A 23,904-nucleotide genomic window follows, 5' to 3' on the forward strand; every position below is an offset into this window, starting at 1 on the left:
GTTATTTTTTATTACGAAACAAAGACTTATAAGTAATTCTTTTTACTTTTTTTGTGCCATTGTTTGCAGCCATTCAATCAGGGGTCTCAAGGTTCCTGGCAATGCTGCTTCACTGACAGTTACTGTATGCTGCTTACCGTTATCTTCCACTGTTAACTTATACTGAAAGCGATCGCTCTGAGGATTTGGCGAGGTAATGAGTTCCGGTAGCCTAAATAAATCTGCAACTTCCACCAGTTGGGGAAGTGTCGCAGCTTCATCTGGCGGGAGAGTGTCTGTATCAACGGTTGTCTTCTTGCTGATTCCAGCAAAGCCACCTGTGCGTTCAAAGGATATCCGCATTTTTTGCTCTCCGTTGTGTTATTTAGTTGGGATAAATATTTAGGATGGGAGACTAGAGTTCTCACACCCCACTTTAGCAACAATACACAACAGATTTATCAGTCCTGAGTGTTGAGTGAGGGAGTGGAAGGTATTGACTATTTATTCCTGACTCCTCACTCCTCACTCATAACTTCTAGATAACTCCTACCTTTTGCCAAGCATCCTGTACAGCTTTTTGCTCATCACTATCATTACCGTAGAGTTCGCCAGCAATTTGAATGGTGACGTTGGCAGCTTTTTTAAAATCTGCTTTGGCTTTTAAGCGATCGCGTAAAGCTAAGTACCAGATTTTGCCTGTTTTTTCCCAAGCATAGCCACCAATGCTAACAGCCGCTAAATAAAACGCATGGTTAGGAATTCCTGAGTTGATATGCACGCCACCGTTATCATCAGTACCAGTGTATTTATCTTTTACATGGCCTGGTTGAGGATCTTTACCCAATACTGGATCGTCATAAGCTGTTCCCGGTGCTTTCATCGATCGCAGGGCAACACCTTTGACAGTTGGTACTAAAAGACCTTCGCCAATGAGCCAATCTGCCTCTTGTGCTGTCTGATTTTTGATCTTTTGTTTCACCAGGGAACCGAAGACATCAGAAAACGATTCATTTAGTGCCCCTGGTTCGCCATAGTACTGTAAACCCGCTTCATACTGGGTTATACCATGAGTTAGCTCATGCCCAATCACATCAATTGACTTGGTGAAGCGTTGAAACAGTTCTCCGTCGCCATCACCATAAACCATTTGGTCGCCGTTCCAAAAGGCATTGTCATATTTAACGCCATAATGCACGGTGGAGTCTAAACGTAGCCCTTTATCGTCAATGGAATTGCGATCGAATATCTCATAAAACAAGTCATAAGTAGCACCAGCACCATCATAGGCTTCATTCACTGCTACATCACTGCTGGGAGGATCGCCTTCACCGCGCACTAATGTACCAGGAAGTTGCTGACCATATTTTGCATCGTAGATGGTACGGCGCTTTTCACCCGGAGAAGGTGCAAATGAGACACTACCTACGACATCTCTCCGTCCGCGAAACTGTGCCGAAACATTTAATGTACGAAAAGCCCAATTACGCTGTTGAGGATTGCCATTTACAACGACATGTTCCAGTATATGGGGCGGAATAATACAACAAATCGGGCATCTAGACACAAGTGGATGCTCATACTTAAACCCGGCTGATTTCTTTTTATTTCGAGCCATCCAAGATATTCTCCTTTTAAAACTAAGTGATGGCAAACAGTGGCTTTAACCCCACTGGAGAAAGGAGCAGAAAAACGAATCCAAATTGCGTGTCCCTGGTTTCTTTTCTGAAGAAAATTTTCTACTCTGTATTTTCGGATAGGTCTGTAGAGGATTGATAGTACCCTCATGGGTACTTCTGATGTGGGAATATTGCATCAAAACACAAGGACAGCTTAGATAATGTAAGTCTCAGCCAAAATCTTTGCGTGAGTTAGCAAGACCTCCTTTACAGACCTAAAGCGTCTATATATCAATACGGTTCAGTTAGCGCCAAAAAACTTAAACTGCGTAGGTTGGGTGGAGGAACGAAACCCAACATTTCCGGGACTTTGTTGGGTTGCGCTTTGCTTAACCCAAACTACAATTTTTCTTAACTGAACTGTATTGGTCTATATATTAGTTCTAATCAAGGGAAATAATGTTATTTATTACTGTTTTGTTACCATAAGTCGCTAATCCTATAAATATCGATTAGGGACAGGTAAATTCCAAATCCAGTATCAAAAACCCAAAATATTCATAACCAGCCACCTAACACCGCCAGACCATAATATTTCCAAGGTACTGCAACTGTTTTAAATCCAGCTTTGCTCAACATCTGTAAATGAGCATCTAGGCTAGCTAGCTGGTCTTGACTAGAGTAACCTTGAGTGCTGCTTGCACCAAGCTTTGCGCGAATCTCTGTTAAATCAGTTCCCTGTTCAACAGACCATTCTTCTCGTGCAGCCTGATAAACTTCTGCTAAGGCTGATGATTCCGGTAAAATTGGGTCTCCATTCCAAAAACAGCCATCCTGAGTGAGGCTAGCAGCAATTCGGCTAAATAACTTTAATTTCATCTCATCCTGGAGATGATGAATTGCCAAGGATGAGACACAGGCATCAAATTCGCTACCAATATTTAATTTTTCTGGATTATTTGCCCAATCACCAAAGTCTGCTTGTGTACCAACCCAACGTTTTTGATATCCAGATGCTGTGATTTTATCTTGGGCAAATTGTAACATTCGAGGTGAGTAATCTAAAGCAATCACTTGGGCATTTGAAAAGCGTTTGAGTATTTTGAGACTAAGTTCGCCTGTGCCACAACCTAATTCTAATATCCGCAGACTTGTAGAAGGTAGACAACGGCTAATTACCTCCAACATCTCATCGTATCTGGGTATCAGTTGGCGAATACCAATGTCAAAATCAGCAGTACTGGCGAATACCTCTCCGGGAAATAATTGTTGCATAGGGATTAGAACGAATATACACACTCATTAATATTAATCATCCATCATTACTGAGGTATATACTACATCGGTAGAATCAACTTTTAGTATAAAAAAATATTCACTTCATATACTTTTGGCAGAATACATATATCACTTTTTATGTTATTAACCAGAAAATCATCTCTTAATTTAAGCTGAAATCCTATAATTTTGAACGAAAAAGCCAATTTAACTCTTTTTTAAGATTTGTAAATATAAAATGACTCATGTATTGAGTTAAACTGATATGTGTAATTAGTAACTCTGATTAATTAAAATTTTGGGTTTTCAAAAGTTACTGACGTTGGTATATTAAATACTGAACAGAAAGTTAACTAAAATAAACTAGAAATCCACTAGCACTCTGAGTAAAACAGAGTGTAGCAAGTTTAACGATAAAAGGTTCGAGACTAATGCTAAAAAACAGCGAACTGAAGGTTAATCAGGGCTGTAATCTTAAATGGAAGCCTGGAGATCAACTATTTATACAGTTTTCTCTCTTAGAAATTTTGCGAATTAAAACAGTTGTCAAACCTCTATATCTATAGATAGATATAGCAGAGTTAATAGTAAAGTTAATCTAAATTTAAGGTTAACTTGCCGAATTCATGTCAACAATCCCAAAAGAGCGCAAGCGTTATGACGATAAATTCTTAATGGGACTAGTTGATTAGTCTTGGGGCAACCTTAAATTAGAGGTTAGCTTACAGAATTTAGATCAATAATGCTGCTATTTAGTGGCATTGCTCGGTAATAATAAGCTTTTTTAGTAAAAGCTGGCTTTAGAATGCCTAAAAGTTTTGGCATTCATGAGCATAGTTTGTTATTGCCATACATCAGGGTAAATCTCAAATATTGCCTGAATTTTCACAAATTTTTCAGTTCTATCAAGGTCAATAATAATGAGTAATGTTCAAGCATCGTTTGAAGCAACAGAAGCTGAATTTCGCGTGGAAGGTTACGAGAAAATTGAGTTTAGTCTTGTCTATGTCAATGGTGCATTTGATATCAGTAACAGAGAAATTGCAGACAGCTATGAGAAGTTTGGCCGTTGTCTGACTGTAATTGATGCCAATGTCAACAGATTATATGGCAAGCAAATCAAGTCATATTTTAGACACTATGGTATTGATCTGACCGTAGTTCCCATTGTGATTACTGAGCCTACAAAAACCCTTGCAACCTTTGAGAAAATTGTTGATGCTTTTTCTGACTTTGGTTTAATCCGCAAGGAACCAGTATTAGTAGTGGGTGGTGGTTTAACCACTGATGTAGCTGGGTTTGCGTGCGCTGCTTACCGCCGCAAGAGTAACTACATTCGGGTTCCGACAACGCTGATTGGTTTGATTGATGCAGGTGTGGCGATTAAGGTTGCAGTCAACCATCGCAAGTTAAAAAATCGCTTGGGTGCATATCATGCTCCTTTGAAAGTTATCCTCGATTTCTCCTTTTTGCAAACATTACCAACGGCTCAAGTTCGTAATGGGATGGCAGAGTTGGTCAAAATTGCTGTTGTGGCGAACTCTGAAGTCTTTGAATTGCTGTATGAGTATGGCGAAGAGTTGCTTTCTACTCACTTTGGATATGTGAATGGCACAAAGGAACTGAAAGCGATCGCACATAAACTCAATTACGAGGCAATAAAAACTATGCTGGAGTTGGAGACTCCAAACTTGCATGAGTTAGACCTCGATCGAGTCATTGCCTATGGTCACACTTGGAGTCCGACCTTAGAATTAGCTCCGATGATACCGTTGTTTCACGGTCATGCCGTCAATATAGATATGGCTCTGTCTGCAACCATTGCGGCAAGACGTGGCTACATTACAACAGGAGAACGCGATCGCATTTTGAGCTTGATGAGTCGTATAGGTTTATCAATCGATCATCCTCTACTAGATGGCGATTTGCTCTGGTATGCTACCCAATCTATTAGCTTGACGCGAGACGGGAAACAACGCGCAGCTATGCCTAAACCCATTGGTGAGTGCTTCTTTGTCAACGATTTCACCCGTGAAGAACTAGATGCAGCTTTAGCTGAACACAAACGTCTGTGTGCTACATACCCTCGTGGCGGAGATGGCATTGACGCTTATATAGAAGCTCAAGAAGAATCCAAACTATTGGGAGTGTGAAAACATGACCAGTATTTTAGGACGAGATACCGCAAGACCAATAACGCCACATAGCATTCTGGTAGCACAGCTACAAAAAACCCTCAGAATGGCAGAGGAAAGTAATATTCCTTTAGAGATACTGACTTCTCTGCGCCAAGGGTTGCAATTAGCAGCAGGTTTAGATCCCTATCTGGATGATTGCACTACCCCTGAATCGACCGCATTGACAGCACTAGCGCAGAAGACAAGCATTGAAGACTGGAGTAAACGCTTCAGTGATGGTGAAACAGTGCGTCAATTAGAGCAAGAAATGCTCTCAGGACATCTTGAAGGACAAACACTAAAGATGTTTGTGCATATCACCAAGGCTAAAAGCATCCTAGAAGTGGGAATGTTCACAGGATATTCAGCTTTGGCAATGGCAGAGGCTTTACCAGATGATGGGCGACTGATTGCTTGTGAAGTAGACTCTTATGTGGCCGAGTTTGCTCAAAATTGCTTTCAAAAGTCTCCCCACGGCAGCAAGATTGTTGTAGAAGTAGCACCTGCATTAGAGACGCTGCACAAGCTGGCAGCTAAAAAAGAAGCCTTTGATCTGATCTTCATTGATGCGGATAAAAAGGAGTATGTAGAGTACTTCCAAATTATCTTGGATAGCCATTTACTAGCTCCCGACGGATTAATCTGTGTAGATAATACTTTGTTGCAAGGACAAGTTTACCTGCCATCAGAACAGCGTACAGCCAATGGTGAAGCGATCGCTCAATTCAACCGCATTGTCGCCGCAGATCCTCGTGTAGAGCAAGTTCTGTTACCGATACGAGATGGCATAACCCTGATTAGACGCTTGGTGTAACAGGCGCTTCTCAATTCAAGGCATCTGATGTTATAGCAGTTCTCATTTGGATGCAATATCCGGTAAGGACGCACATCTGTGCGTCCCTATAAAAGAACTGCATTCCACGTCAAGGAAAAATTTATGGCACAATCAATCTCTTTATCTCTTCCCCAATCCACAACGCCATCAAAGGGTGTGAGGATAAAAATCGCAGCTCTATTCAAGACTATCGGGACTTTAACACTACTGCTGATAGCCTTGCCGCTTAATGCTTTGATAGTATTGATATCTCTGATGTGTAGGCCGTTTACAAAAAAACCTGCCGTAGCCGCTCATCCCCAAAATATCTTGGTCAGTGGCGGCAAAATGACCAAAGCATTACAACTTGCCCGCTCCTTCCATGCAGCCGGACACAGAGTTATTCTGATTGAAGGTCATAAATACTGGTTATCAGGGCATAGATTCTCAAATGCTGTGAGTCGTTTTTATACAGTTCCTGCACCACAAGACGACCCAGAAGGCTATACTCAGGCGCTATTGGAAATTGTCAAACGAGAGAAGATTGACGTTTATGTACCCGTATGCAGCCCTGTAGCTAGTTATTACGACTCTTTGGCAAAGTCTGCACTCTCAGAATATTGTGAGGTTTTCCACTTCGATGCTGATATAACCAAGATGCTGGATGATAAATTTGCTTTTACCGATCAGGCGCGATCGCTTGGTTTATCAGTCCCCAAATCTTTTAAAATTACCGATCCTGAACAAGTTATCAACTTCGATTTTAGTCAAGAAACGCGCAAATATATTCTTAAGAGTATTTCTTACGACTCCGTTCGCCGCTTAAATTTAACCAAACTTCCTTGTGATACCCCAGAAGAGACAGCAGCGTTTGTCAAGAGTTTACCCATCAGCCCAGAAAAACCTTGGATTATGCAAGAATTTATTCCTGGGAAAGAATTATGCACCCATAGCACAGTCCGAGACGGCGAATTAAGGTTGCATTGCTGTTCAAATTCTTCTGCGTTTCAGATTAACTATGAAAATGTCGAAAATCCCCAAATTCAAGAATGGGTACAACGTTTCGTCAAAAGGTTGCGGCTGACTGGACAAATATCTCTTGACTTTATCCAAGCTGAAGATGGTACAGCTTATGCCATTGAATGTAATCCTCGCACCCATTCGGCGATTACAATGTTCTACAATCACCCAGGTGTTGCAGAAGCCTATCTTGGTAAAACTCCTCTAGCTGCACCTTTGGAACCTCTTGCAGATAGCAAGCCCACTTACTGGATATATCACGAAATCTGGCGATTGACTGGGATTCGCTCTGGGCAACAATTGCAAACTTGGTTTGAGAGATTAGTCAGAGGTACAGATGCCATTTATCGCCTGGACGATCCGATACCATTTTTAACTTTGCACCATTGGCAGATTACTTTACTTTTACTACAAAATCTCCAACAACTCAAAGGTTGGGTAAAGATCGATTTTAATATCGGTAAACTCGTGGAATTAGGGGGCGACTAAGCAATTCTTAAGAAGCAAAAATGGCATTTGTAAACCTGTTGAGCATGAATAGCGAAAAGCTTGTCCATGCTCTTTATTTTTCTGCGATCGCCTCCTGCACTCCAAAAGATAAGTAATTATTTATACTTTTATGGGTGCAGGCTTACACCGCTTATTTTTTTAATATCAATTTTGTAACACCTCTTTATTACTACCCAATGTTTCATTAATAGCGGTTATTAATAAATCATTTAGAGGGATTCCGGCTGCTTTCGCCATAGAAGAAATCACACTTTTGGGGGCAAAAGAACAATATAATCCAGCTTCTAAGAACCAAGGTTGTCCCTTTGGATCGATTCGGAAGTCAAATAAACTGTAGTGACGACAACCCAAAGCCTGATGACACCTTTTAGCCACTTGCTGAACCTTTTGGGTGATTGGGTCGTTAGGGTCTAAAATCCAAGCCTTGATATTATCTTTAGCAGTCAAATGCAAGTCGCCATCGTCAGTTTGTTGGAGTTTATCAGCATAGTTGCGGATGGGTTTATCGTGGGGGTCTACCAAATATTCTTCAAGGGGTAAACCTATTAGCTCACCGTCTTTTACAATGATGCCACATCTGACTTCTCGACCAAGTTCGATGAATGCTTCTACGATGACCTCATCTGCATATTCAAATGCTTTCTTTAAGGCAGCATCATATTCAGTCATATCTTTAACTAAGACTACTCCTAAAGAGTTATCAGAACTTACGGGTTTGACGACTGCTGGAGGTGTAATTGTCGGAATATCTCCTTGGCGAAGCAATTCTCCACGAGGCACTTTTACCCCTGCTGCTTCGACAATTGCTTTGGCTCTGGCTTTGTGGGCCGCGATCGCCATAATATCTGGGGTATTTCCTATATAAGGGATCTTGAGCAGATCGAATAGGGCACGGTACTGAGTCATTCCAGGAATACAAAACATTTGTGGTAACATCATGTCAATGTTTTGGCCTGTTAGAAATTGTATGGCATCAAACACAGGAATCGGTTTGGTCAAAGCAATATCTTCTCGACTGAGGGAGTCAGGAAATCGCCACTGCCGATCGGGTGTAATGTATGCAATTTGAAAGTTATAAAGCGATGGATCTGCTGTTGCAGCCAAACAGTCTTGGGCGTAAAGACGTGATAAATCACAGTAAAAATCATTGTGTGCAGACCCAACTAAATGAAGGATATTAAGTACTGGCATAATTCATCTTTTTATCTACTATTATAACTAGAATTGAGTAATTAATGAAGCTGTAGCACAACGCTCTTTCTAAAAATTTCACTAGTCTATTAAATCGTGAGATATTCAAAGTTCCATTATGGCAGCAATTTAAACATCATCACTCTTGCATTCCAATATATAATAGTAGTACAAATAAGGTAATTTCTGATCTCTTTCAGAGTAGCTTTCCAGAAGTTTTGTCTTTATGGAAGTAAATTTAAACGACTCACGAGAGTAATTAAGCAAACCTTCAGTTAATAAACCTCAATCTATGTTGAAACCTAGAGTTTTTTAAAAGATATATTTATGTAGGTTGGGTGGAGTGAAACGAAACCCAACATTACCACCTTATTTATGTTGGGTTACGCTATCGCTGCACCCAACCTACGAAACTCACGAGAGTAATTAACTTCAAAAATTAACTATTAAAGAGTAAGTTTTAATAGTTATTCAATATTTAGTTGGGAATTAAATAGATACAAAAGAACGGAAAATTATAAGCTTGATAAGGCATCCTCGCTCCTCGTTCTCATAACCCAAAGAAAGAAACCAAGAAGAAAACAGAAGCCAAGAAGATTTGGTGCAGCCTGATAAATAAATGGTATAAATACTTAGAATCTTAAAATCTAGTACTATAGGAATAAAGCAATTAAGCCTTCCTGTGCGATGAGCTTAAAGTAAGAAAACGGTAAACTTAGAAGCTAACAAGATAGTAATACCAATTTTTTATGAAGCTGCATAGAATTTGATCCCCCTTAGCCCCCTTATTAAGGGGGGAACCGGAAAAACATCTATCAAAGTCCCCCTTTTTAAGGGGAATTTAGGGGGATCAAGATATGTGCAACTTCACATTAAATTGGTATAACCCATTTCGCTATCAGTTAAGCTCAACTTTCGCTTCCCATATTTGGGAAACTATATGCTACAGCTTCTCATCATTGTGTTTGTTATCCTTTTAGGTTCAGCAATTTGTTCTAGTGTAGAAACAGCCCTGTTTTCTGTTTCAACCCTGAGAGTCAGACAATTAGCACAATCCAATAGTCCATCCGCAGTGAGACTTTTAGCGATTCGTGAAAATATGAATCGACCGATTGCGGCTCTTGTAATCCTCAATAATACTTTCAATATCATTGGTAGTATTCTTACAGGTAGTATTGCTGTTCAGGTATTAGGAGACAAATGGCTTGGTGTATTTTCAGGAATATTGACATTCTTAATTATCATCTTTGGTGAAATCATCCCAAAGACAATTGGAGAGCGTTATTCTGAGCAACTCGCCATACTTGCGGCTTTACCTGTAGCTGGACTTGCTATTGCTTTCACACCCTTAGTCTGGATTCTAGAAAATGTTACTGCACCCTTTGCCAAAGGGAAAAAACGACCAACTACGAATGAGGCTGAAATCAAGCTGTTGGCGAAGATTGGGCATCAAGAGGGAATTATCGAAAGCGATGAAGCAGAAATGATTCAGCGAGTGTTTAGATTAAATGATGTGACAGCATCTGACTTAATGACACCCCGAATCATGCTGACATATATTTATGGAGATATGACTCTTGCTGAGGCGAAAGCAAATATTATTGCGTCTCAACACACCCGGATTATTGTAATAAATGAATCTCTGGATGAAATTATTGGATATGCTCTCAAACAGAATTTACTGACAGCGATGGTTGAAGGAAGTAACAATCAAAAAATCGCTAGTCTAGCTCGAAAAGTCAACTTTGTTCCTGAGATAATTCGAGCAGATAAACTATTAAAAAATTTTATAGAAGCTCGTGAACATCTTGCAGTAGTGGTAGACGAATATGGAAGTATCGCTGGTGTCGTCACTTTGGAAGATGTGCTTGAGGTGATAACTGGTGAAATTGTAGATGAAACTGATAGAACTGTTGATTTGCAAGAAATTGCCCGCAAGAAACGAGAAAAAATGTTGCAGTCTGTTACTAGTAGTAATTAATGCAATCGCCTAAATAATCACACGGCACATTCATTTCCTCCTCTCTTTCTCTGCGCCTCTGCGGTTCGATTCCTAAAAACGATCGCCATCTGGTGCGTCAAACCCCGTTAACGCACCCCACCAATCATCTATTCGTCAATTTGACCAACGCGGCGGATATTCAAAATGTCGCTCATTTTCTTGATTTGCACAAATACTTGCTCTAATTGAGAGCGATCGCGTATATCTATTCCTAAATCCATCAATGCAGGTTGACCAACAGAGGTTTTCACCTGAGCATGGCGGACATTGATTCCTTGGTCACTCAACCGTGACAAAATATCTTTTAGCACCCCTACACGGTCAAGGGCTTCAATTTGAACATCTACTGGATACGTGTGCGGACGACCACTATTTTCGGCGCTTGGGTTCCACCTAACTGGTACTAAGCGCTCATATTCCACAGTTTCTAGATTATGACAGCCTTGGCGATGAATTGAAATCCCCCTACCTCGCGTCACCACACCAATAATCGGTTCGCCAGGAATCGGGGTACAACATCCAGCTAAATGATATACCAACCCCTCTACCCCAACAATAGGCGAATCACTGGCGCGGGAAGTAGTTGGAGGCGCATCTCGTAAAGCTTTTGATGTAGTAGGTGGTTCTTTGGGGATAAATGGCGACACTGTAGAAACTGGTTGTTGTCCCTTCGCCACTTCTCGCCAACGATTTAGCACCAAGTTCAACGTCACTTCACCGTAACCCAAACCGGCAAGTAAATCGTCCACACTGTGGTAGTTACACTTTTCGGCGACAATCTGCATTGCATCGGACTTTAGCAAACTATCAAAACCAGTTTTACCTAGTTCCTTTTCTAACAATTCCCGTCCACGGGCAACATTTTCTTCGCGGCGCGATCGCTTGTACCATTGTTTGATCCGATATTTCGCCGCCGAACTTCTGACAAAGTTCAACCAATCCAAACTCGGATGGCAGTTCTTTTGAGTGAGAACCTCTACAATATCGCCATTTTGCAGTCGGGTTGACAGAGACACCATTCGCCCATTCACCCGCGCCCCTGAACAGTGGTTTCCAACTTCCGTATGAATGCGATAAGCAAAATCTACAGTGGTAGAACCGGGGCTTAAAGGAACAACATCCCCCTTAGGGGTGAAGACATAGACATCATCTTCAAATAGATTATCCTTGACACTATCAAGATATTCTTGTGCGTCCTTGAGATCGGTTTGCCATTCTAGCAGTTGCCGCAGCCAAGTAAACTTGTCATCTGTCCCTGTCAAATGGCTAATACTAGAACCTCCAGTTTCTTTGTATTTCCAATGGGCGGCAATCCCATACTCGGCGATATGATGCATTTCGATTGTCCGAATTTGCACCTCTAAAGGACGGCCAGTTAGTCCAATCACCCCAGTATGCAACGACTGGTAACGGTTAGGCTTTGGCAGCCCAATGTAATCTTTAAATCTCCCAGGAATTGGGCGAAAAGCATCATGAACCACCGCCAACGCCCGATAGCATTCCTCATTGCTTTGAACAATAATCCGCAGCGCTGCCAAATCGTAAATTTCATGAAATTCCTTTTGCTGGCGGTGCATTTTTTGGTAAATGCTATAAAGGTGCTTGGGACGACCGCTAATATCCTGAAAGCGGATTCCGGCTTGCTGCAAACGCTCTTGCAACATGTTCGTAGCTCTAGCCAGTTTCTCTTCTCGCGCCGTCCGTTTTTCAGAAACAAGCTCTTGCATTTGGCGAAAAGCTTCTGGTTCCAAATACTTAAAAGCCAAATCTTCCAGTTCCCATTTAATTCGCCAAATCCCCAAGCGATTGGCTAAAGGCGCGAATATATCTCGCGTTTCTTGGGCACTGCGGCGGCGGCTGGCCTCTGACATATATTGTAAAGTTCGCATATTATGCAAACGATCTGCCAATTTCACCACAATGACCCGAATATCTTGCGCCATTGCCAAAAACATCCGCCGGAAGTTTTCGGCTTGGCTTTCGGTTTTGCTGGTGAAATTGATCTTAGAAAGCTTGGTTACACCTTCAACCAATTGCCGCACTTCTGCGCCAAAGCGTTCTTCAATTTCTTGACTTGTAACTTCTGTATCTTCAACAACATCATGGAGAAATCCAGCTGCTATCATAGCAGCACTACCTCCCAAGTCATGCAGCAAGTCTGCTACAGCAATGGGATGAGCAATGTATGGTTCTCCAGATTTGCGGTATTGACCTTGATGCAGTTGGTAAGCAAATTCAAATGCGCGGCCAATTAAAACTGCATCACTATGCCTTCGGTCATCTTCTACTTCGCCGTTACTTGTCGATAACTCCTTCAAACATTTTTTTAACCATTCCGGAATGGCTAGATCAACTGATGAATTTATAGCTAGACTGCTCATACAAGTGGGTTTGGATAGGATCGGTAGATAAGTGAATGATAAATAAAAGTGGCAGCATCACCCTAAGAAAATGCTGTCGCCCATTAACCTTGAAAATCCATTGATGGCAAACAAAGCCTCAAATCCTGATTTGAGGCTTTTAGTGCTAATAAGCCTTTAAGAAAGTTTATTGTAAAAGAAAAATTACTTGACACTAATACTATCTTAACTAGCACTGGATGTCTTTAAACCCTGAGAAATATTTGGCACTCGTAACCTTGCTAGAGCAATTACGCTCCTATGCCACAACGACCCAAATCGCTGCGCCTGAACTGCGAGAGCGTGTAGCCTCGTTGCAGCAATTTTTCGGACAGCAGATTGTGCCTTTGGCTGATGAAAACTGGCGAGTACAGTCTTATCAAACGGAAATGAGCAAGCAATTGCGTTTGTTGGCGATAGATGTGATGTTTTTGCAAGGAGCGCGGCAGGCATCGACTGCACAGACGAGACTTCAGACGATTAGCGATCGCTTGACAACCCTCATTCAGTACTGTAATGCTATTCTGCAACCAGAAGCGGAAGGAGAAAAATAACAATTGTTCACCTTTTTCTCTAATTAATCCATCATCTCATTTACAACCGTTCGTGAAAAGTTATTTTGCTAACAAGTTAAAGGTGGGGAAGGGGGAATGGGGAATGGGAATTGGGTATTGGGTATTGGGCATAGTTATTCTCGTTGTCACTCTAAAGTTCTGATCTAAGAAAGCCTTATTTCAGATTTGTCCCCATGCCTTATGCCTAATTCCCAATCCCTTTGAGGAGAAGATTTATTGTGCGGCGCATATATGCTTCTACGGGCTCAGTTGTGGGTTTAAAGATCAGTGCATAATATAATAATCCGCTCACCAGGTCGATAATTAAATCTACGTCTGCATCCTTATGTATTTCACCTCTAGATTGGGCACGCTCAAGTACTTTAGAGAATGCTTCACGTCGGAGTTTTATATATTTTGTCCAGTAAACCTCTGCAAACTGAGGATTGCTAGACGCGGTACTAGTTATTAAAGCGAGTGTCTGACGACCAAGGGGACTATCTATCTTTTTGGCGGCATTCTCGATCAAAATATCCATATCTCCCCAAAAGCTGTTAGTATCGGGGATCGCTAAATCATCTCTCAGACTTTCTATCGCGTCTGCAACTAGTTCTTCTTTGGAAGTGTAACGCCGATAGATGGTCGTTTTACCAACTCCAGCACGAGAAGCGATCGCTTCTATACTCATGCTCTGATATCCTACCTCTGCAAGCAAATCTAAGGTCGCTTGCAGAATCGCTTGGTCAGCGTGGATGCTACGTGGTCGTCCTGAAGGACTGTTGATTTGGTTACTCATAAAAATATCATCCCCAAGAAATATCTTCTTGGCAATTTGCTTCTACCTTTGGGCATAGAACGTACCATCTGGGAAACGAAGAAGCCCTACTACCCAGTTTTCATGCACGAAAACAGCAAAAATGACTATCCATCTTTAGCATAAGTATTTCTGCCGCTTTTCGTTGAGGTCTCCCTTGACCATTCCTATATGATACGCTACCGTAGCGTATACGTGAGATGTATAATTTTTGCTTTGGGAATCGCTCTGACAATGGCTACCAACATTAAACATTCTAGTTTTGATCAATTTGGTTATGTCCACGGGCCATTGAAGTGGGCGATCGCTTTGACAGCTTCTCTGGGTGCAATTTTAGAAGTAATTGATACTAGTATCGTTAACGTTGCCCTGACGGATATGCAGGCTAGTTTGGGTGCAACTGTCAGTGAGGTAGGTTGGGTAGTAACTGGATATGCGATCGCAAATGTCGTCTTAATTCCCTTATCTGCATGGCTGGGAGATTACTTTGGACGCAAAACTTACTTTATCTTTTCGTTGATTGGCTTTACCATTGCCTCGGTTTTATGCGGGTTAGCATTCAATTTACCGATGCTGGTTCTTTCCCGAATTCTTCAAGGTTTACGGGTTGCTAGCTAAAGCACAAGCAATTTTGTTCGAGACTTTTCCACCTGCTGAACAGGGTTTGGCACAAGCAGTTTTTGGAGTAGGTGTAATTGCTGGCCCGGCTATCGGCCCGACTTTAGGAGGATTCTTGGTAGATGGTTTGGGCTGGCGCTGGATTTTCTTTGTTAATATTCCCTTCGGGATCGTTGCAGTAGCAATGTCCTTCATGTTTTTGCCCAAAGACAAAGACAAAAGCGAGACACAAAGCCAATCCGTCGATTGGTTCGGCATTGGGTTTTTGATTATTGCCATCGGCTGTCTGCAAACTTTGTTAGAAGAAGGAGAGAAAGAAGACTGGTTTTCCTCCGGTTTCATCACCACGTTAGCGATCGCCAGTATTATCGGATTAGGGCTATTTATTTGGTACGAGTTGAAAATAGCCCATCCTGCCGTTGATTTGAGAGTTTTGCGTCACCGTTCTTTAGCTGCGGGAAGCGTTCTCTCAGCAGTAGTGGGTATGGGGCTTTATGGCACACTCTTTGCAGTGCCGATATTTGCTCAGAGTGTACTGCACTTTACGGCAACGCAGACAGGACTATTGTTAGCGCCTGGTGCTTTAGCCTCTGCGATCGTTATGGTTCTATTAGGCAAGCTGTCCAGTAAAATTGATGCCCGATTTTTAATTGCAATGGGCGCTGTTGGATCATCTGGAGTTATGTTTCAACTAGCAGCAATTACCCCACAAACAGGCACAGATGATTTATTTTGGCCATTGGTATGGCGTGGGGCTTTTACTGTGTTGATGTTTCTCCCTTTGAGTTTGGCAGTTTTAGGCCCGCTACCCAAACAAGATGTTTCTGCTGGATCTGGTTTCTACAACCTGACTCGACAACTGGGTGGCAGTATCGGCATTGCCCTACTTACTACTCTGCTTGACCGAAGACAAACTTTTCATCGAGCTATCTTGTTAGCAAAACTTAGCCCTTATGACCCAGAAACCAATCAACGTTTAGATTTACTTAATGGGGCACTTCAAAGCCAAGGTATGGATGCGGCAACAGCACAGCAACAAGCACTAGCTTTATTAAGTCAAACAGTAGATACTCAAGCTGCTGTTTTATCTTACGCAGATTGCTTTCGAGCGGTAGGGATCGGGTTCCTTTGCTCATTACCTCTATTACTATTCTTGGGTAAAGGCGGTGCCGGAGCAAAAGCACCAGTCGGTCATTAGACGGATACCAATTTTAAGCTCTCTGAACTAAAACTACGTAAAAACACTGCTTAAAAATCTTTTTTGACCGAAAGTCACAGAAGAAAATTAATATACACTGATATATCTGGATCAAAAATAAAAATCCCACTCAGTTTTGAGCAGGACTATATGAAGTCTTATTGCTAAAATTAGAAATTCCGAATCTTAGAAAAAGTTCATTATTGTAATAACACCAACACTGGTTAACATCATTAAAGCGCCCATAATTATAGATTGGCCTAATGGATTGCTGAATTTTGAATCGTTCATTTAAGTAAAAATCCTTTTTTAATAGTTCCTTAACCATATCAAAATCAGTATAAATATCTATAAAAGCGCTGTAAAACTTAAAGTCCCGTAAATTTTCTTAACAAAAAATTAATTTACAAATTAAGTATCGGTTTTTACTTATGAGGAGCTAGTCTTCTAGTCTCCCCACTCAATACTTGTCGGTTAAGGGGAAAGAAAAACCTTTAACCTTTACCCTTTAATCTTTACCCAAAACCCAATTCCGAGTTAAAAATCCTTAACCGAGCAGTATTGTCTCCCCACTTCCTATTCTCCAGTTCCCAAATGTAGTAATTTCCGAACAGAATAAATACCTGAACTCCGAGCGGAATACGCGCCTTTATGGAGTAAAATAAATCTTAATCAAGGTAGAAATATTTGAATAGAAGATTATCATGACAGTCTCCACGGCATCTAGAAACCAAGCGATCGCTTTTGACTTAGAAAAATTAAATGAGCAATTTGAAACTGCCACTCCTAAAGAGATACTGGCATGGTCTATAGAGAATATCCCAACGGGATTGGTGCAAACCAGCGCCTTTAACGTGGATGACATGATAATTACCCATATTCTTTACAGTGAACTGAAGCATCCCGTTCCTGTGATCTTTCTCGACACCTTGCACCACTTCCCTGAAAGCCTAGAATTAGTTGCCAAAGCCAAAGAAATTTACAATCTGGACTTGCAAACTTTCAAAACTCCAGACGTAGAAACTCGTGAAGCCTTTGAAGCCAAATACGGCGACAAACTTTGGGATACGGACATTGCTAAATTCCACCACATTACAAAAATTGAACCACTGTTACGGGGTCTAGACGAACTCAACAGCGTCGCTTGGATTACCGGTCGTCGCCGTGACCAAGCAGTAACCCGTGCGAATATGCCCATATTTGAATTTGATGGTAAAGGTCGGTTGAAAGTAAATCCCATTGCTACCTGGACACGTCAAGACAGCTGGGTTTACGTGGCTGAACATGGAGTTATCTACAACCCTCTCCATGACAAAGGTTATCCCAGCATCGGCGACCAACCTATCACCACCAAAGTAGGCGAAGGTGAAGACGAACGCGCTGGACGTTGGCGGGGAAGTGATAAAACAGAATGCGGAATTCATATTTAGTTATTGGTCATTGGTCATTTGTCACTTGTACTGAGCGAAGCCGAAGTATTAGTCATTAGTATTAGACAAAGGATAAATGACTAAGGACGAAAACAAATATGATTAAAATCCTCCATCTTTCCGACATCCACATGGGAAGCGGCTTCTCCCACGGACGAATTAATCCTACAACTGGATTAAATACACGATTGGAGGATTTTGTCAATACTTTGTCTATATGTATTGACCGAGCGCTGACAGATGCTGTTGATATGGTGATATTTGGTGGTGATGCTTTCCCGGATGCGACACCACCGCCTTATGTACAACAAGCTTTTGCCAGCCAATTTCGCCGTCTTATGGATGCCAATATTCCAACAGTATTGTTGGTAGGAAACCACGACCAACATTCCCAAGGACAAGGAGGAGCGAGTTTAAATATTTACCGCACTTTGGGAGTGCCAGGGTTTGTTGTCGGTGATACATTAACTACTCACTGCATCGAAACCCGCAATGGCAAAGTGCAGGTAATTACCCTCCCTTGGTTGACTCGTTCTACCCTGATGACTCGCCAAGAGACTGAAGGTTCGTCTTTAGCAGAAGTCAACGAACTGTTAACGGAACGTCTGCGAGTTGTAATGGAAGGGGAAATTCGTCGTCTTGACCCTGATGTACCAACTGTCCTTTTGGCCCACTTGATGGCTGACAATGCTAGCTTGGGGGCAGAACGCTTTTTGGCAGTAGGTAAAGGCTTTACTCTACCCCTATCTTTGCTGACGCGACCTTGTTTTGATTATGTAGCGTTGGGACACGTCCACCGCCACCAGAACCTCAATAAATCCAACAACCCGCCGGTGATTTATCCGGGAAGTATTGAGCGGGTAGATTTTAGTGAAGAAAAAGAAGACAAAGGCTATGTAATGCTGGAACTGGAGCGAGGAAGAGCTGAATGGGAATTTTGCCCCTTAACAGTTCGGACTTTCCGCACCATTGAGGTGGATATCTCGAAAGCAGATGAGCCGCAAGCGGTGTTAATGAAAGCGATCGCTAAGTATGATATTCAAGATGCTGTAGTGCGGCTAATTTACAAACTCCGCTCCGAACAGATGGACTTAATTGATAGTTCCTCTCTACATACTGCTTTAAGTCCGGCTCATACCTACACCATTCAAGCAGAATTAGTAAGTCAATTAGCCAGGCCCCGCATTCCTGAATTGAGCGCAAGTAGCAGCATCGACCCAATGGAAGCCTTGAAAACTTATTTGAACAACCGCGAAGACCTCAAAGACATAGCAACATCAATGCTAGATGCTGCACAGAAGTTACTAGCGGATGATGTGGAAATCTGGCTAGAAGCAGCAACTAGCGAGTAGGATAGATGCCAATCATATTTCAATACAGCGTGTAGAGACGTAAAATTTGGGGTCATCTGGAAAAACCCACGAAAAAACTAACTCCCTTCCCGTGTCGGGAAGGGGGAAATTTCAAAGTCTCTTCTAAAAGGAAAGAGATTTTCGAGATAACCTAAATGGAGTTCTTCGATAAGGTGCTAGAACCCTTTGATGAATTTTCCGATACAGGTTAGGATAATCCATCAATTAAAGGAAAAACTTCAAACCCGCTTAATCGCGCTGTAACATGAAAGTCACCCAAATTTATATTTTTGGGCGGATTATTGAGGAGTTTGCTACTCTACTATCAACTATTGATTTTTCTTCTAGCTAGAGGAAATTTTGGACTCAGTAAAAAAAGTTATCGAGCCTTGAATAAGCTACTCTTTACAAGTAAATCTTTTCGTTTTATGGCTTTTGTCTTACCACTAATCATCTGGTGGGGATACAAAGAAGTACAAAACCAATTTGTACAGCCGCAAGCAGTTGTAGTGTTGGGTGGTTCAACGAGACGTTTAGAGCGAGAGAAGTTTACGGCCGAATTTGTTCGCCAGCATCCAAATATACCAATTTGGATTACCGGCGGTAGTCCACCTAGATTCACCCAACGAGTCTTTACCAAAGCTGGTGTTGATCCCAAGCGTTTACATTTGGATTATGAAGCCGTAGATACAGTTACTAATTTTACTACGTTAGTAGATGATTTGCAAGCTCGTGGTATTAAGAGCGTTTATTTGATTACTTCAGACTTCCACATGCGCCGAGCTTGTGTCATCGGCGAAATTATTTTGGGTAGTCGAGGTATTTATTTAAAACCAGTGCCAGTCCCTTCAGAAAAACCCCCTGAATCTATTGAAAAATCTATCCGCGATGGAGCAAGAGCGATACTTTGGATAGCAACTGGTTACACTGGTGTGGATGCAGCTAAAAATAAACGGTAAATCATCAGTGGGAATTTGATCGTCTTGATGTAACTCAAGATAGGTAAATTAAGAGCATTAATGCCAATAATCGTGATAATAACTAAGTAATAATAGACACATGAAACCACAGCGATCGCAAAACTAGCGCAACATTAACCCTCAAACAACACAATATAAAAACCAATTAACTGTTTTTGCTCATTTGGTTGCTTAGTGAATACTTTGCGTCCACCAAAATTTTGAGTGGTGACTTGCGTAAATGGAATTTATCTGTGTAGCTCAGGGAAAAAAACGCCCCAACTTATCTCACAATTTGATACCCTAGCTTAAACAGATTTGAATAAAAGTTAAAGCGTGGAAATTCAACTTGGGCGGGGAAAGACAGCTCGCAGAGCTTACGGAATAGATGAAATTGCTCTAGTTCCTGGTAACAGAACACTAGATCCCAGTTTGGCAGATACTAAGTGGCGTATTGGCAATATTGAGCGAGAAATTCCGATAATTGCCAGTGCAATGGATGGGGTAGTAGATGTTCGCATGGCTGTACGTTTGTCACAGTTGGGAGCATTAGGTGTCCTCAATTTAGAGGGGATTCACACTCGCTACGTTGACCCAGAGCCAATATTAGATCGGATTGCTTCTGTGGGGAAAGATGAATTTGTTGCCCTGATGCAAGAACTCTATGCCGAACCAATAAAGCCGGAATTAATTGAAAAACGTATTCAGGAAATTAAACAACAAGGTGGCATTGCGGCGGTAAGCGCAACTCCAGCCGGTGCAAGTAAATACGGTGAGGCGGTAGCAAAAGCTGGGGCCGATTTATTTTTTGTTCAAGCTACAGTAGTCTCTACTGCACATCTGTCACCAGAGTCTGTAATACCACTTAATTTAGCCGAATTTTGCCGTTCCATGCCCATCCCTGTGGTGTTGGGGAATTGCGTAACTTACGACGTGACGTTGAATTTGTTGAAAGCTGGGGCGGCGGGCATATTAGTGGGAATTGGCCCCGGTGCTGCTTGTACATCCCGTGGGGTGTTGGGTGTGGGCGTGCCACAGGCAACTGCGATCGCAGATTGTGCAGCAGCACGAGATGATTACTATAACGAAACTGGCAACTATATTCCCATTATCGCTGATGGCGGTTTAATCACCGGTGGCGACATTTGTAAATGCATCGCCTGCGGTGCTGATGGTGTGATGATTGGTTCACCCTTTGCCAGAGCCGCAGAAGCCCCAGGACGAGGTTATCATTGGGGTATGGCAACTCCTAGCCCGGTGTTGCCTCGTGGCACCCGCATTCGCGTTGCCACCACCGGTAGCCTAGAGCAAATACTCATTGGCCCAGCCGGATTAGATGATGGCACTCACAATCTTTTAGGAGCCTTAAAGACGAGCATGGGCACTTTAGGAGCCAAAAATATTAAAGAAATGCAGCAAGTGGAAGTTGTGATTGCGCCTTCCCTATTAACCGAGGGTAAAGTTTACCAAAAAGCTCAACAATTAGGTATGGGGAAATAAAATTGGGGCATGGGGCATAGGGCATGGGTTATTATTCTTCCCCTGCTCCCCCTGCCTCGCCTGCCTCCCTTGCTCTCTACTCCCACTCTCCACTCCCAAATTCTTCAATAAATTTTTCCAGCCCCCTAAACAATTGCTGGAAAAATTCGATATGTCGCCTACAATAGAGATAGCGGAGACGAATGTTTCCGTTCACTCCTCACACCACACTCCGCCCGGACTACTGTTCGGGCGGTTCCTTATGTTTGTAAATAAATTCGAGAGCTTCTTTGCAAATGTACATCCTTAGACTCCCAAGCTGAGGTTTTTGCTATGGTAGAATTTTCACCAAGTTCAGATATTATTGGCGAAGGTTTTAGGCATGTCAACAGCCGCACAAGTTACCGATTCTAGTTTCAAGCAAGAAGTACTCGACAGCGATGTACCAGTTTTAGTTGACTTTTGGGCACCCTGGTGCGGACCATGCCGTATGGTAGCTCCTGTTGTCGATGAAATCTCCGAACAGTACAAAGGTCAAATCAAGGTCGTCAAAGTCAACACGGATGAAAATCCTCAAGTTGCTAGTCAGTACGGCATCCGCAGTATTCCTACATTAATGATTTTTAAAGATGGACAAAAAGTAGATATGGTGGTAGGTGCTGTACCTAAAAGTACATTAGCTTCCACTTTAGAAAAGTATCTTTGAAACTCAATTGGTAACAAAATCCCTTTGAGTTATCAATGTTGTTCTAGCTTTAGGTTAATTTTTACAAACAAGTTTGAGAGACGCGAATTTCTCGTTTTTCAAACTTGTTTACATTTGTATACAATCTCAGAATATTTTTAAGAGTTTTCTAGCTCAAAAATAATTCTCTAATTCCCGTACTACCAATTTCCACTGCTAGCGCCGCCAACAGAAAACCCAAAAGCTGAGTCACAATCACTCCACCTTCTGCACCAATCCACTGGTCAATCAGATTTGCTAAACGCAAAATCAATCAAGTGATAAACATCGCCCCAAAGATACCCACCGCCGCAGCAATATGTGGACTTTGTGATTTCGACATCAGCAACATCACCGTTGTCAAAGTCCCCGGCCCCGCTAGTAGTGCTAAAGCTAGTGGAGTAATTGCAACATCGCGTCCTTCTTCAATAATTGGCTGATCTAATTCTCCCCGCAGCATTTGTAAAGCAATTAACAGCAACAATACACCTCCTGCTACTCGCAAAGAGCCGATACTAATTTCCAAATAATTTAAAATTACTTGCCCAGCAAAAGCAAATAGCAAAAGAACTGCGATCGCAATGATAATTGCTTTATCTATAACTTTGTTTCTTTGGTCTGGCATCATGCCCTTGGTCAAAACTAAAACAATTGGTATATTGCCCACAGCATCTGCTAGGACAAACACAGCGATGAATGTTTGAACAAGAATAGAAATATCCACAGCAGGTAACTTTTATCAGGGTTTGATCGTAAAATAATGCCAATCTTGCTCAGTTTGCCAGAACCTAGAGGAAGATTAAAACTAGCAATAAAATAAGTCTGTTAAAGAAAATCTTGGCTGACGTATTTCTAATTAAGTTCCATAGATGTTGAAGTAGCGATATATTTTGATAATCTATCTTCCATAAATCAACTGTTCGTTGTTGAATCTATGAAGTCTTATTTAGCCGCCGCTATTCAATTGACAAGTGTGCCCGATCTACACAAAAATTTGGCTCAGGCAGAAGAATTAATAGAGCTTGCCGTGCGTCAAGGCGCTGAATTGGTTGGCTTGCCAGAAAACTTTTCCTATATGGGCGAAGAAAAAGATAAACTCGCGCAAGGCGATGCGATCGCTCTTGAAAGTGAAAAATTTCTCAAAAAAATGGCTCAACGCTTTCAAATTACGATCTTGGGCGGCAGCTTTCCACTTCCTGTAGACAATACAGGCAAAGTTTATAACACCACTCTACTTATCGACCCAAGCGGTCAAGAACTTTCCCGTTACTACAAAGTACACCTATTCGATGTTGATGTCCCCGACGGCAACACCTATCGGGAATCCAGCACTGTTGTGGCTGGTACGCAATTACCCCCCGTCTATTTTTCAGAAAAACTTGGTAATTTAGGACTTTCTATTTGTTATGATGTCCGGTTCCCTGAACTGTATCGTCATTTGGCAGAGAAGGGAGCCGATGTTATCTTTATTCCCGCCGCCTTTACCGCCTTTACTGGCAAAGATCACTGGCAAGTACTACTACAAGCCAGAGCCATCGAAAATACCGCCTACGTCATTGCTCCCGCCCAAACGGGGAATAACTACGGTCGCCGTCTAACTCACGGCCACGCCGTGATTATCGACCCTTGGGGTGTAATTTTAGCCGATGCTGGGGAAAAACCGGGAATTGCGATCGCAGAAATCAAGCCAACGAGGTTAGAACAAGTCCGTCGTCAAATGCCTTCTTTACAACATCGGGTGTTCTAGGGATTGGGGAGTGGGGAGTAGAGAGCAGGGGGAGTAGGGG

At 42.1% G+C, this 23,904-nt stretch carries 20 protein-coding genes and 1 pseudogene; 14 read left to right on the forward strand and 7 right to left on the reverse strand.

Annotation, left to right across the window (positions count from 1 at the left end):
• Positions 1–42 precede the first annotated feature (42 nt).
• The 3 genes from G1O98_RS08245 to G1O98_RS08255 form a co-directional block, all read right to left on the reverse strand.
• On the reverse strand, positions 43–342 hold the full coding sequence (locus G1O98_RS08245) for a protealysin inhibitor emfourin (RefSeq protein ID WP_163928347.1): 300 nt from the start codon (positions 340–342) through the stop codon (positions 43–45).
• 175 nt (positions 343–517) lie between these two features.
• The gene (locus G1O98_RS08250; RefSeq protein WP_163928349.1) at positions 518–1,597 is read right to left on the reverse strand and encodes a M4 family metallopeptidase; all 1,080 of its coding nucleotides are present in this window, start codon (positions 1,595–1,597) and stop codon (positions 518–520) included.
• Positions 1,598–2,156: 559 nt separating this feature from the next.
• Positions 2,157–2,873: a class I SAM-dependent methyltransferase gene (locus G1O98_RS08255; RefSeq protein ID WP_163928351.1), complete on the reverse strand. Its 717-nt coding sequence runs from the start codon at positions 2,871–2,873 to the stop codon at positions 2,157–2,159.
• Between the two features lie 923 nt (positions 2,874–3,796).
• Here G1O98_RS08255 and G1O98_RS08260 point away from each other — a divergent pair.
• From G1O98_RS08260 to G1O98_RS08270, 3 genes are all read left to right on the forward strand, one after another.
• The gene (locus G1O98_RS08260) at positions 3,797–5,029 is read left to right on the forward strand and encodes a sedoheptulose 7-phosphate cyclase (RefSeq protein WP_163928353.1); all 1,233 of its coding nucleotides are present in this window, start codon (positions 3,797–3,799) and stop codon (positions 5,027–5,029) included.
• 4 nt (positions 5,030–5,033) lie between these two features.
• On the forward strand, positions 5,034–5,867 hold the full coding sequence (locus G1O98_RS08265) for a class I SAM-dependent methyltransferase (protein ID WP_163928355.1): 834 nt from the start codon (positions 5,034–5,036) through the stop codon (positions 5,865–5,867).
• A 123-nt stretch (positions 5,868–5,990) separates the two neighbouring features.
• A complete protein-coding gene (locus tag G1O98_RS08270) occupies positions 5,991–7,376 on the forward strand; it encodes an ATP-grasp domain-containing protein (protein WP_163928357.1) in 1,386 nt (461 codons plus the stop codon).
• Between the two features lie 165 nt (positions 7,377–7,541).
• Here the strand turns inward: G1O98_RS08270 and G1O98_RS08275 are convergent, their stop codons facing one another.
• Positions 7,542–8,588, reverse strand: coding sequence for a D-alanine--D-alanine ligase (locus tag G1O98_RS08275; RefSeq protein WP_163928359.1), 1,047 nt, complete (start codon positions 8,586–8,588; stop codon positions 7,542–7,544).
• Between the two features lie 940 nt (positions 8,589–9,528).
• Here G1O98_RS08275 and G1O98_RS08280 point away from each other — a divergent pair.
• Positions 9,529–10,569 carry a hemolysin family protein gene (locus G1O98_RS08280; protein WP_163928362.1) on the forward strand — a complete coding sequence of 347 codons (1,041 nt, stop codon included), beginning with the start codon at positions 9,529–9,531 and terminating at the stop codon, positions 10,567–10,569.
• 128 nt (positions 10,570–10,697) lie between these two features.
• Here G1O98_RS08280 and G1O98_RS08285 read toward each other — a convergent pair whose 3' ends face one another.
• Positions 10,698–12,971, reverse strand: coding sequence for a bifunctional (p)ppGpp synthetase/guanosine-3',5'-bis(diphosphate) 3'-pyrophosphohydrolase (locus tag G1O98_RS08285; protein ID WP_163928365.1), 2,274 nt, complete (start codon positions 12,969–12,971; stop codon positions 10,698–10,700).
• A 218-nt stretch (positions 12,972–13,189) separates the two neighbouring features.
• On the opposite strand from G1O98_RS08285, the gene patD reads away from it, so the two are divergent.
• A complete protein-coding gene (gene patD / locus G1O98_RS08290) occupies positions 13,190–13,543 on the forward strand; it encodes a heterocyst frequency control protein PatD (protein WP_163928367.1) in 354 nt (117 codons plus the stop codon).
• 205 nt (positions 13,544–13,748) lie between these two features.
• Here patD and G1O98_RS08295 read toward each other — a convergent pair whose 3' ends face one another.
• Positions 13,749–14,339, reverse strand: coding sequence for a TetR/AcrR family transcriptional regulator (locus G1O98_RS08295; RefSeq protein WP_163928369.1), 591 nt, complete (start codon positions 14,337–14,339; stop codon positions 13,749–13,751).
• Here G1O98_RS08295 and G1O98_RS39430 point away from each other — a divergent pair.
• The 8 genes from G1O98_RS39430 to trxA all read left to right on the forward strand — a co-directional run bounded on the left by G1O98_RS39430 (position 14,328) and on the right by trxA (position 22,099).
• Positions 14,328–14,483, forward strand: coding sequence for a hypothetical protein (locus tag G1O98_RS39430; RefSeq protein WP_207794494.1), 156 nt, complete (start codon positions 14,328–14,330; stop codon positions 14,481–14,483). The genes G1O98_RS08295 and G1O98_RS39430 overlap by 12 nt on opposite strands.
• A gap of 108 nt (positions 14,484–14,591) precedes the next feature.
• On the forward strand, positions 14,592–14,975 hold the full coding sequence (locus tag G1O98_RS40635; protein WP_275941765.1) for an MFS transporter: 384 nt from the start codon (positions 14,592–14,594) through the stop codon (positions 14,973–14,975).
• A complete protein-coding gene (locus tag G1O98_RS08300; RefSeq protein ID WP_275941766.1) occupies positions 14,965–16,173 on the forward strand; it encodes a DHA2 family efflux MFS transporter permease subunit in 1,209 nt (402 codons plus the stop codon). Before G1O98_RS40635 ends, G1O98_RS08300 begins: the two co-directional genes overlap by 11 nt.
• Positions 16,174–16,877: 704 nt before the next feature.
• Complete coding sequence (cysH, locus tag G1O98_RS08305; protein ID WP_163928371.1) at positions 16,878–17,603, forward strand: phosphoadenosine phosphosulfate reductase; 726 nt, start codon at positions 16,878–16,880, stop codon at positions 17,601–17,603.
• 98 nt (positions 17,604–17,701) lie between these two features.
• The gene (locus tag G1O98_RS08310) at positions 17,702–18,955 is read left to right on the forward strand and encodes an exonuclease SbcCD subunit D (RefSeq protein ID WP_163928373.1); all 1,254 of its coding nucleotides are present in this window, start codon (positions 17,702–17,704) and stop codon (positions 18,953–18,955) included.
• 428 nt (positions 18,956–19,383) lie between these two features.
• Entirely contained in the window at positions 19,384–19,914 is a 531-nt protein-coding gene (locus G1O98_RS08315; protein ID WP_012411838.1) for a YdcF family protein, read from the forward strand.
• 336 nt (positions 19,915–20,250) lie between these two features.
• A complete protein-coding gene (locus G1O98_RS08320; protein WP_163928377.1) occupies positions 20,251–21,414 on the forward strand; it encodes a GuaB3 family IMP dehydrogenase-related protein in 1,164 nt (387 codons plus the stop codon).
• Between the two features lie 361 nt (positions 21,415–21,775).
• Positions 21,776–22,099, forward strand: coding sequence for a thioredoxin (gene trxA / locus G1O98_RS08325; RefSeq protein ID WP_012411836.1), 324 nt, complete (start codon positions 21,776–21,778; stop codon positions 22,097–22,099).
• A gap of 148 nt (positions 22,100–22,247) precedes the next feature.
• Here the strand turns inward: trxA and G1O98_RS08330 are convergent.
• Positions 22,248–22,841 (reverse strand): annotated as a pseudogene (locus tag G1O98_RS08330) (MarC family protein).
• Positions 22,842–23,051: 210 nt separating this feature from the next.
• On the opposite strand from G1O98_RS08330, the gene G1O98_RS08335 reads away from it, so the two are divergent.
• Complete coding sequence (locus tag G1O98_RS08335; RefSeq protein ID WP_163928379.1) at positions 23,052–23,864, forward strand: carbon-nitrogen hydrolase family protein; 813 nt, start codon at positions 23,052–23,054, stop codon at positions 23,862–23,864.
• Positions 23,865–23,904 lie beyond the last annotated feature (40 nt).

The sequence above is a fragment of the Nostoc sp. UIC 10630 genome (assembly GCF_010747425.1).
In the GTDB taxonomy this organism is placed as follows: Bacteria; Cyanobacteriota; Cyanobacteriia; order Cyanobacteriales; family Nostocaceae; genus Nostoc.

Excerpts from the sequence above, each read along its gene's own strand:
- G1O98_RS08245 (WP_163928347.1), bottom strand. The coding sequence starts at position 342 with ATGCGGATATCCTTTGAACGCACAGGTGGCTTTGCTGGAATCAGCAAG.
- G1O98_RS08250 (WP_163928349.1), bottom strand. The coding sequence starts at position 1,597 with ATGGCTCGAAATAAAAAGAAATCAGCCGGGTTTAAGTATGAGCATCCA.
- G1O98_RS08255 (WP_163928351.1), bottom strand. The coding sequence starts at position 2,873 with ATGCAACAATTATTTCCCGGAGAGGTATTCGCCAGTACTGCTGATTTT.
- G1O98_RS08260 (WP_163928353.1), top strand. The coding sequence starts at position 3,797 with ATGAGTAATGTTCAAGCATCGTTTGAAGCAACAGAAGCTGAATTTCGC.
- G1O98_RS08265 (WP_163928355.1), top strand. The coding sequence starts at position 5,034 with ATGACCAGTATTTTAGGACGAGATACCGCAAGACCAATAACGCCACAT.
- G1O98_RS08270 (WP_163928357.1), top strand. The coding sequence starts at position 5,991 with ATGGCACAATCAATCTCTTTATCTCTTCCCCAATCCACAACGCCATCA.
- G1O98_RS08275 (WP_163928359.1), bottom strand. The coding sequence starts at position 8,588 with ATGCCAGTACTTAATATCCTTCATTTAGTTGGGTCTGCACACAATGAT.
- G1O98_RS08280 (WP_163928362.1), top strand. The coding sequence starts at position 9,529 with ATGCTACAGCTTCTCATCATTGTGTTTGTTATCCTTTTAGGTTCAGCA.
- G1O98_RS08285 (WP_163928365.1), bottom strand. The coding sequence starts at position 12,971 with ATGAGCAGTCTAGCTATAAATTCATCAGTTGATCTAGCCATTCCGGAA.
- patD (WP_163928367.1), top strand. The coding sequence starts at position 13,190 with ATGTCTTTAAACCCTGAGAAATATTTGGCACTCGTAACCTTGCTAGAG.
- G1O98_RS08295 (WP_163928369.1), bottom strand. The coding sequence starts at position 14,339 with ATGAGTAACCAAATCAACAGTCCTTCAGGACGACCACGTAGCATCCAC.
- G1O98_RS40635 (WP_275941765.1), top strand. The coding sequence starts at position 14,592 with ATGGCTACCAACATTAAACATTCTAGTTTTGATCAATTTGGTTATGTC.
- cysH (WP_163928371.1), top strand. The coding sequence starts at position 16,878 with ATGACAGTCTCCACGGCATCTAGAAACCAAGCGATCGCTTTTGACTTA.
- G1O98_RS08310 (WP_163928373.1), top strand. The coding sequence starts at position 17,702 with ATGATTAAAATCCTCCATCTTTCCGACATCCACATGGGAAGCGGCTTC.
- G1O98_RS08315 (WP_012411838.1), top strand. The coding sequence starts at position 19,384 with ATGGCTTTTGTCTTACCACTAATCATCTGGTGGGGATACAAAGAAGTA.
- trxA (WP_012411836.1), top strand. The coding sequence starts at position 21,776 with ATGTCAACAGCCGCACAAGTTACCGATTCTAGTTTCAAGCAAGAAGTA.
- G1O98_RS08335 (WP_163928379.1), top strand. The coding sequence starts at position 23,052 with ATGAAGTCTTATTTAGCCGCCGCTATTCAATTGACAAGTGTGCCCGAT.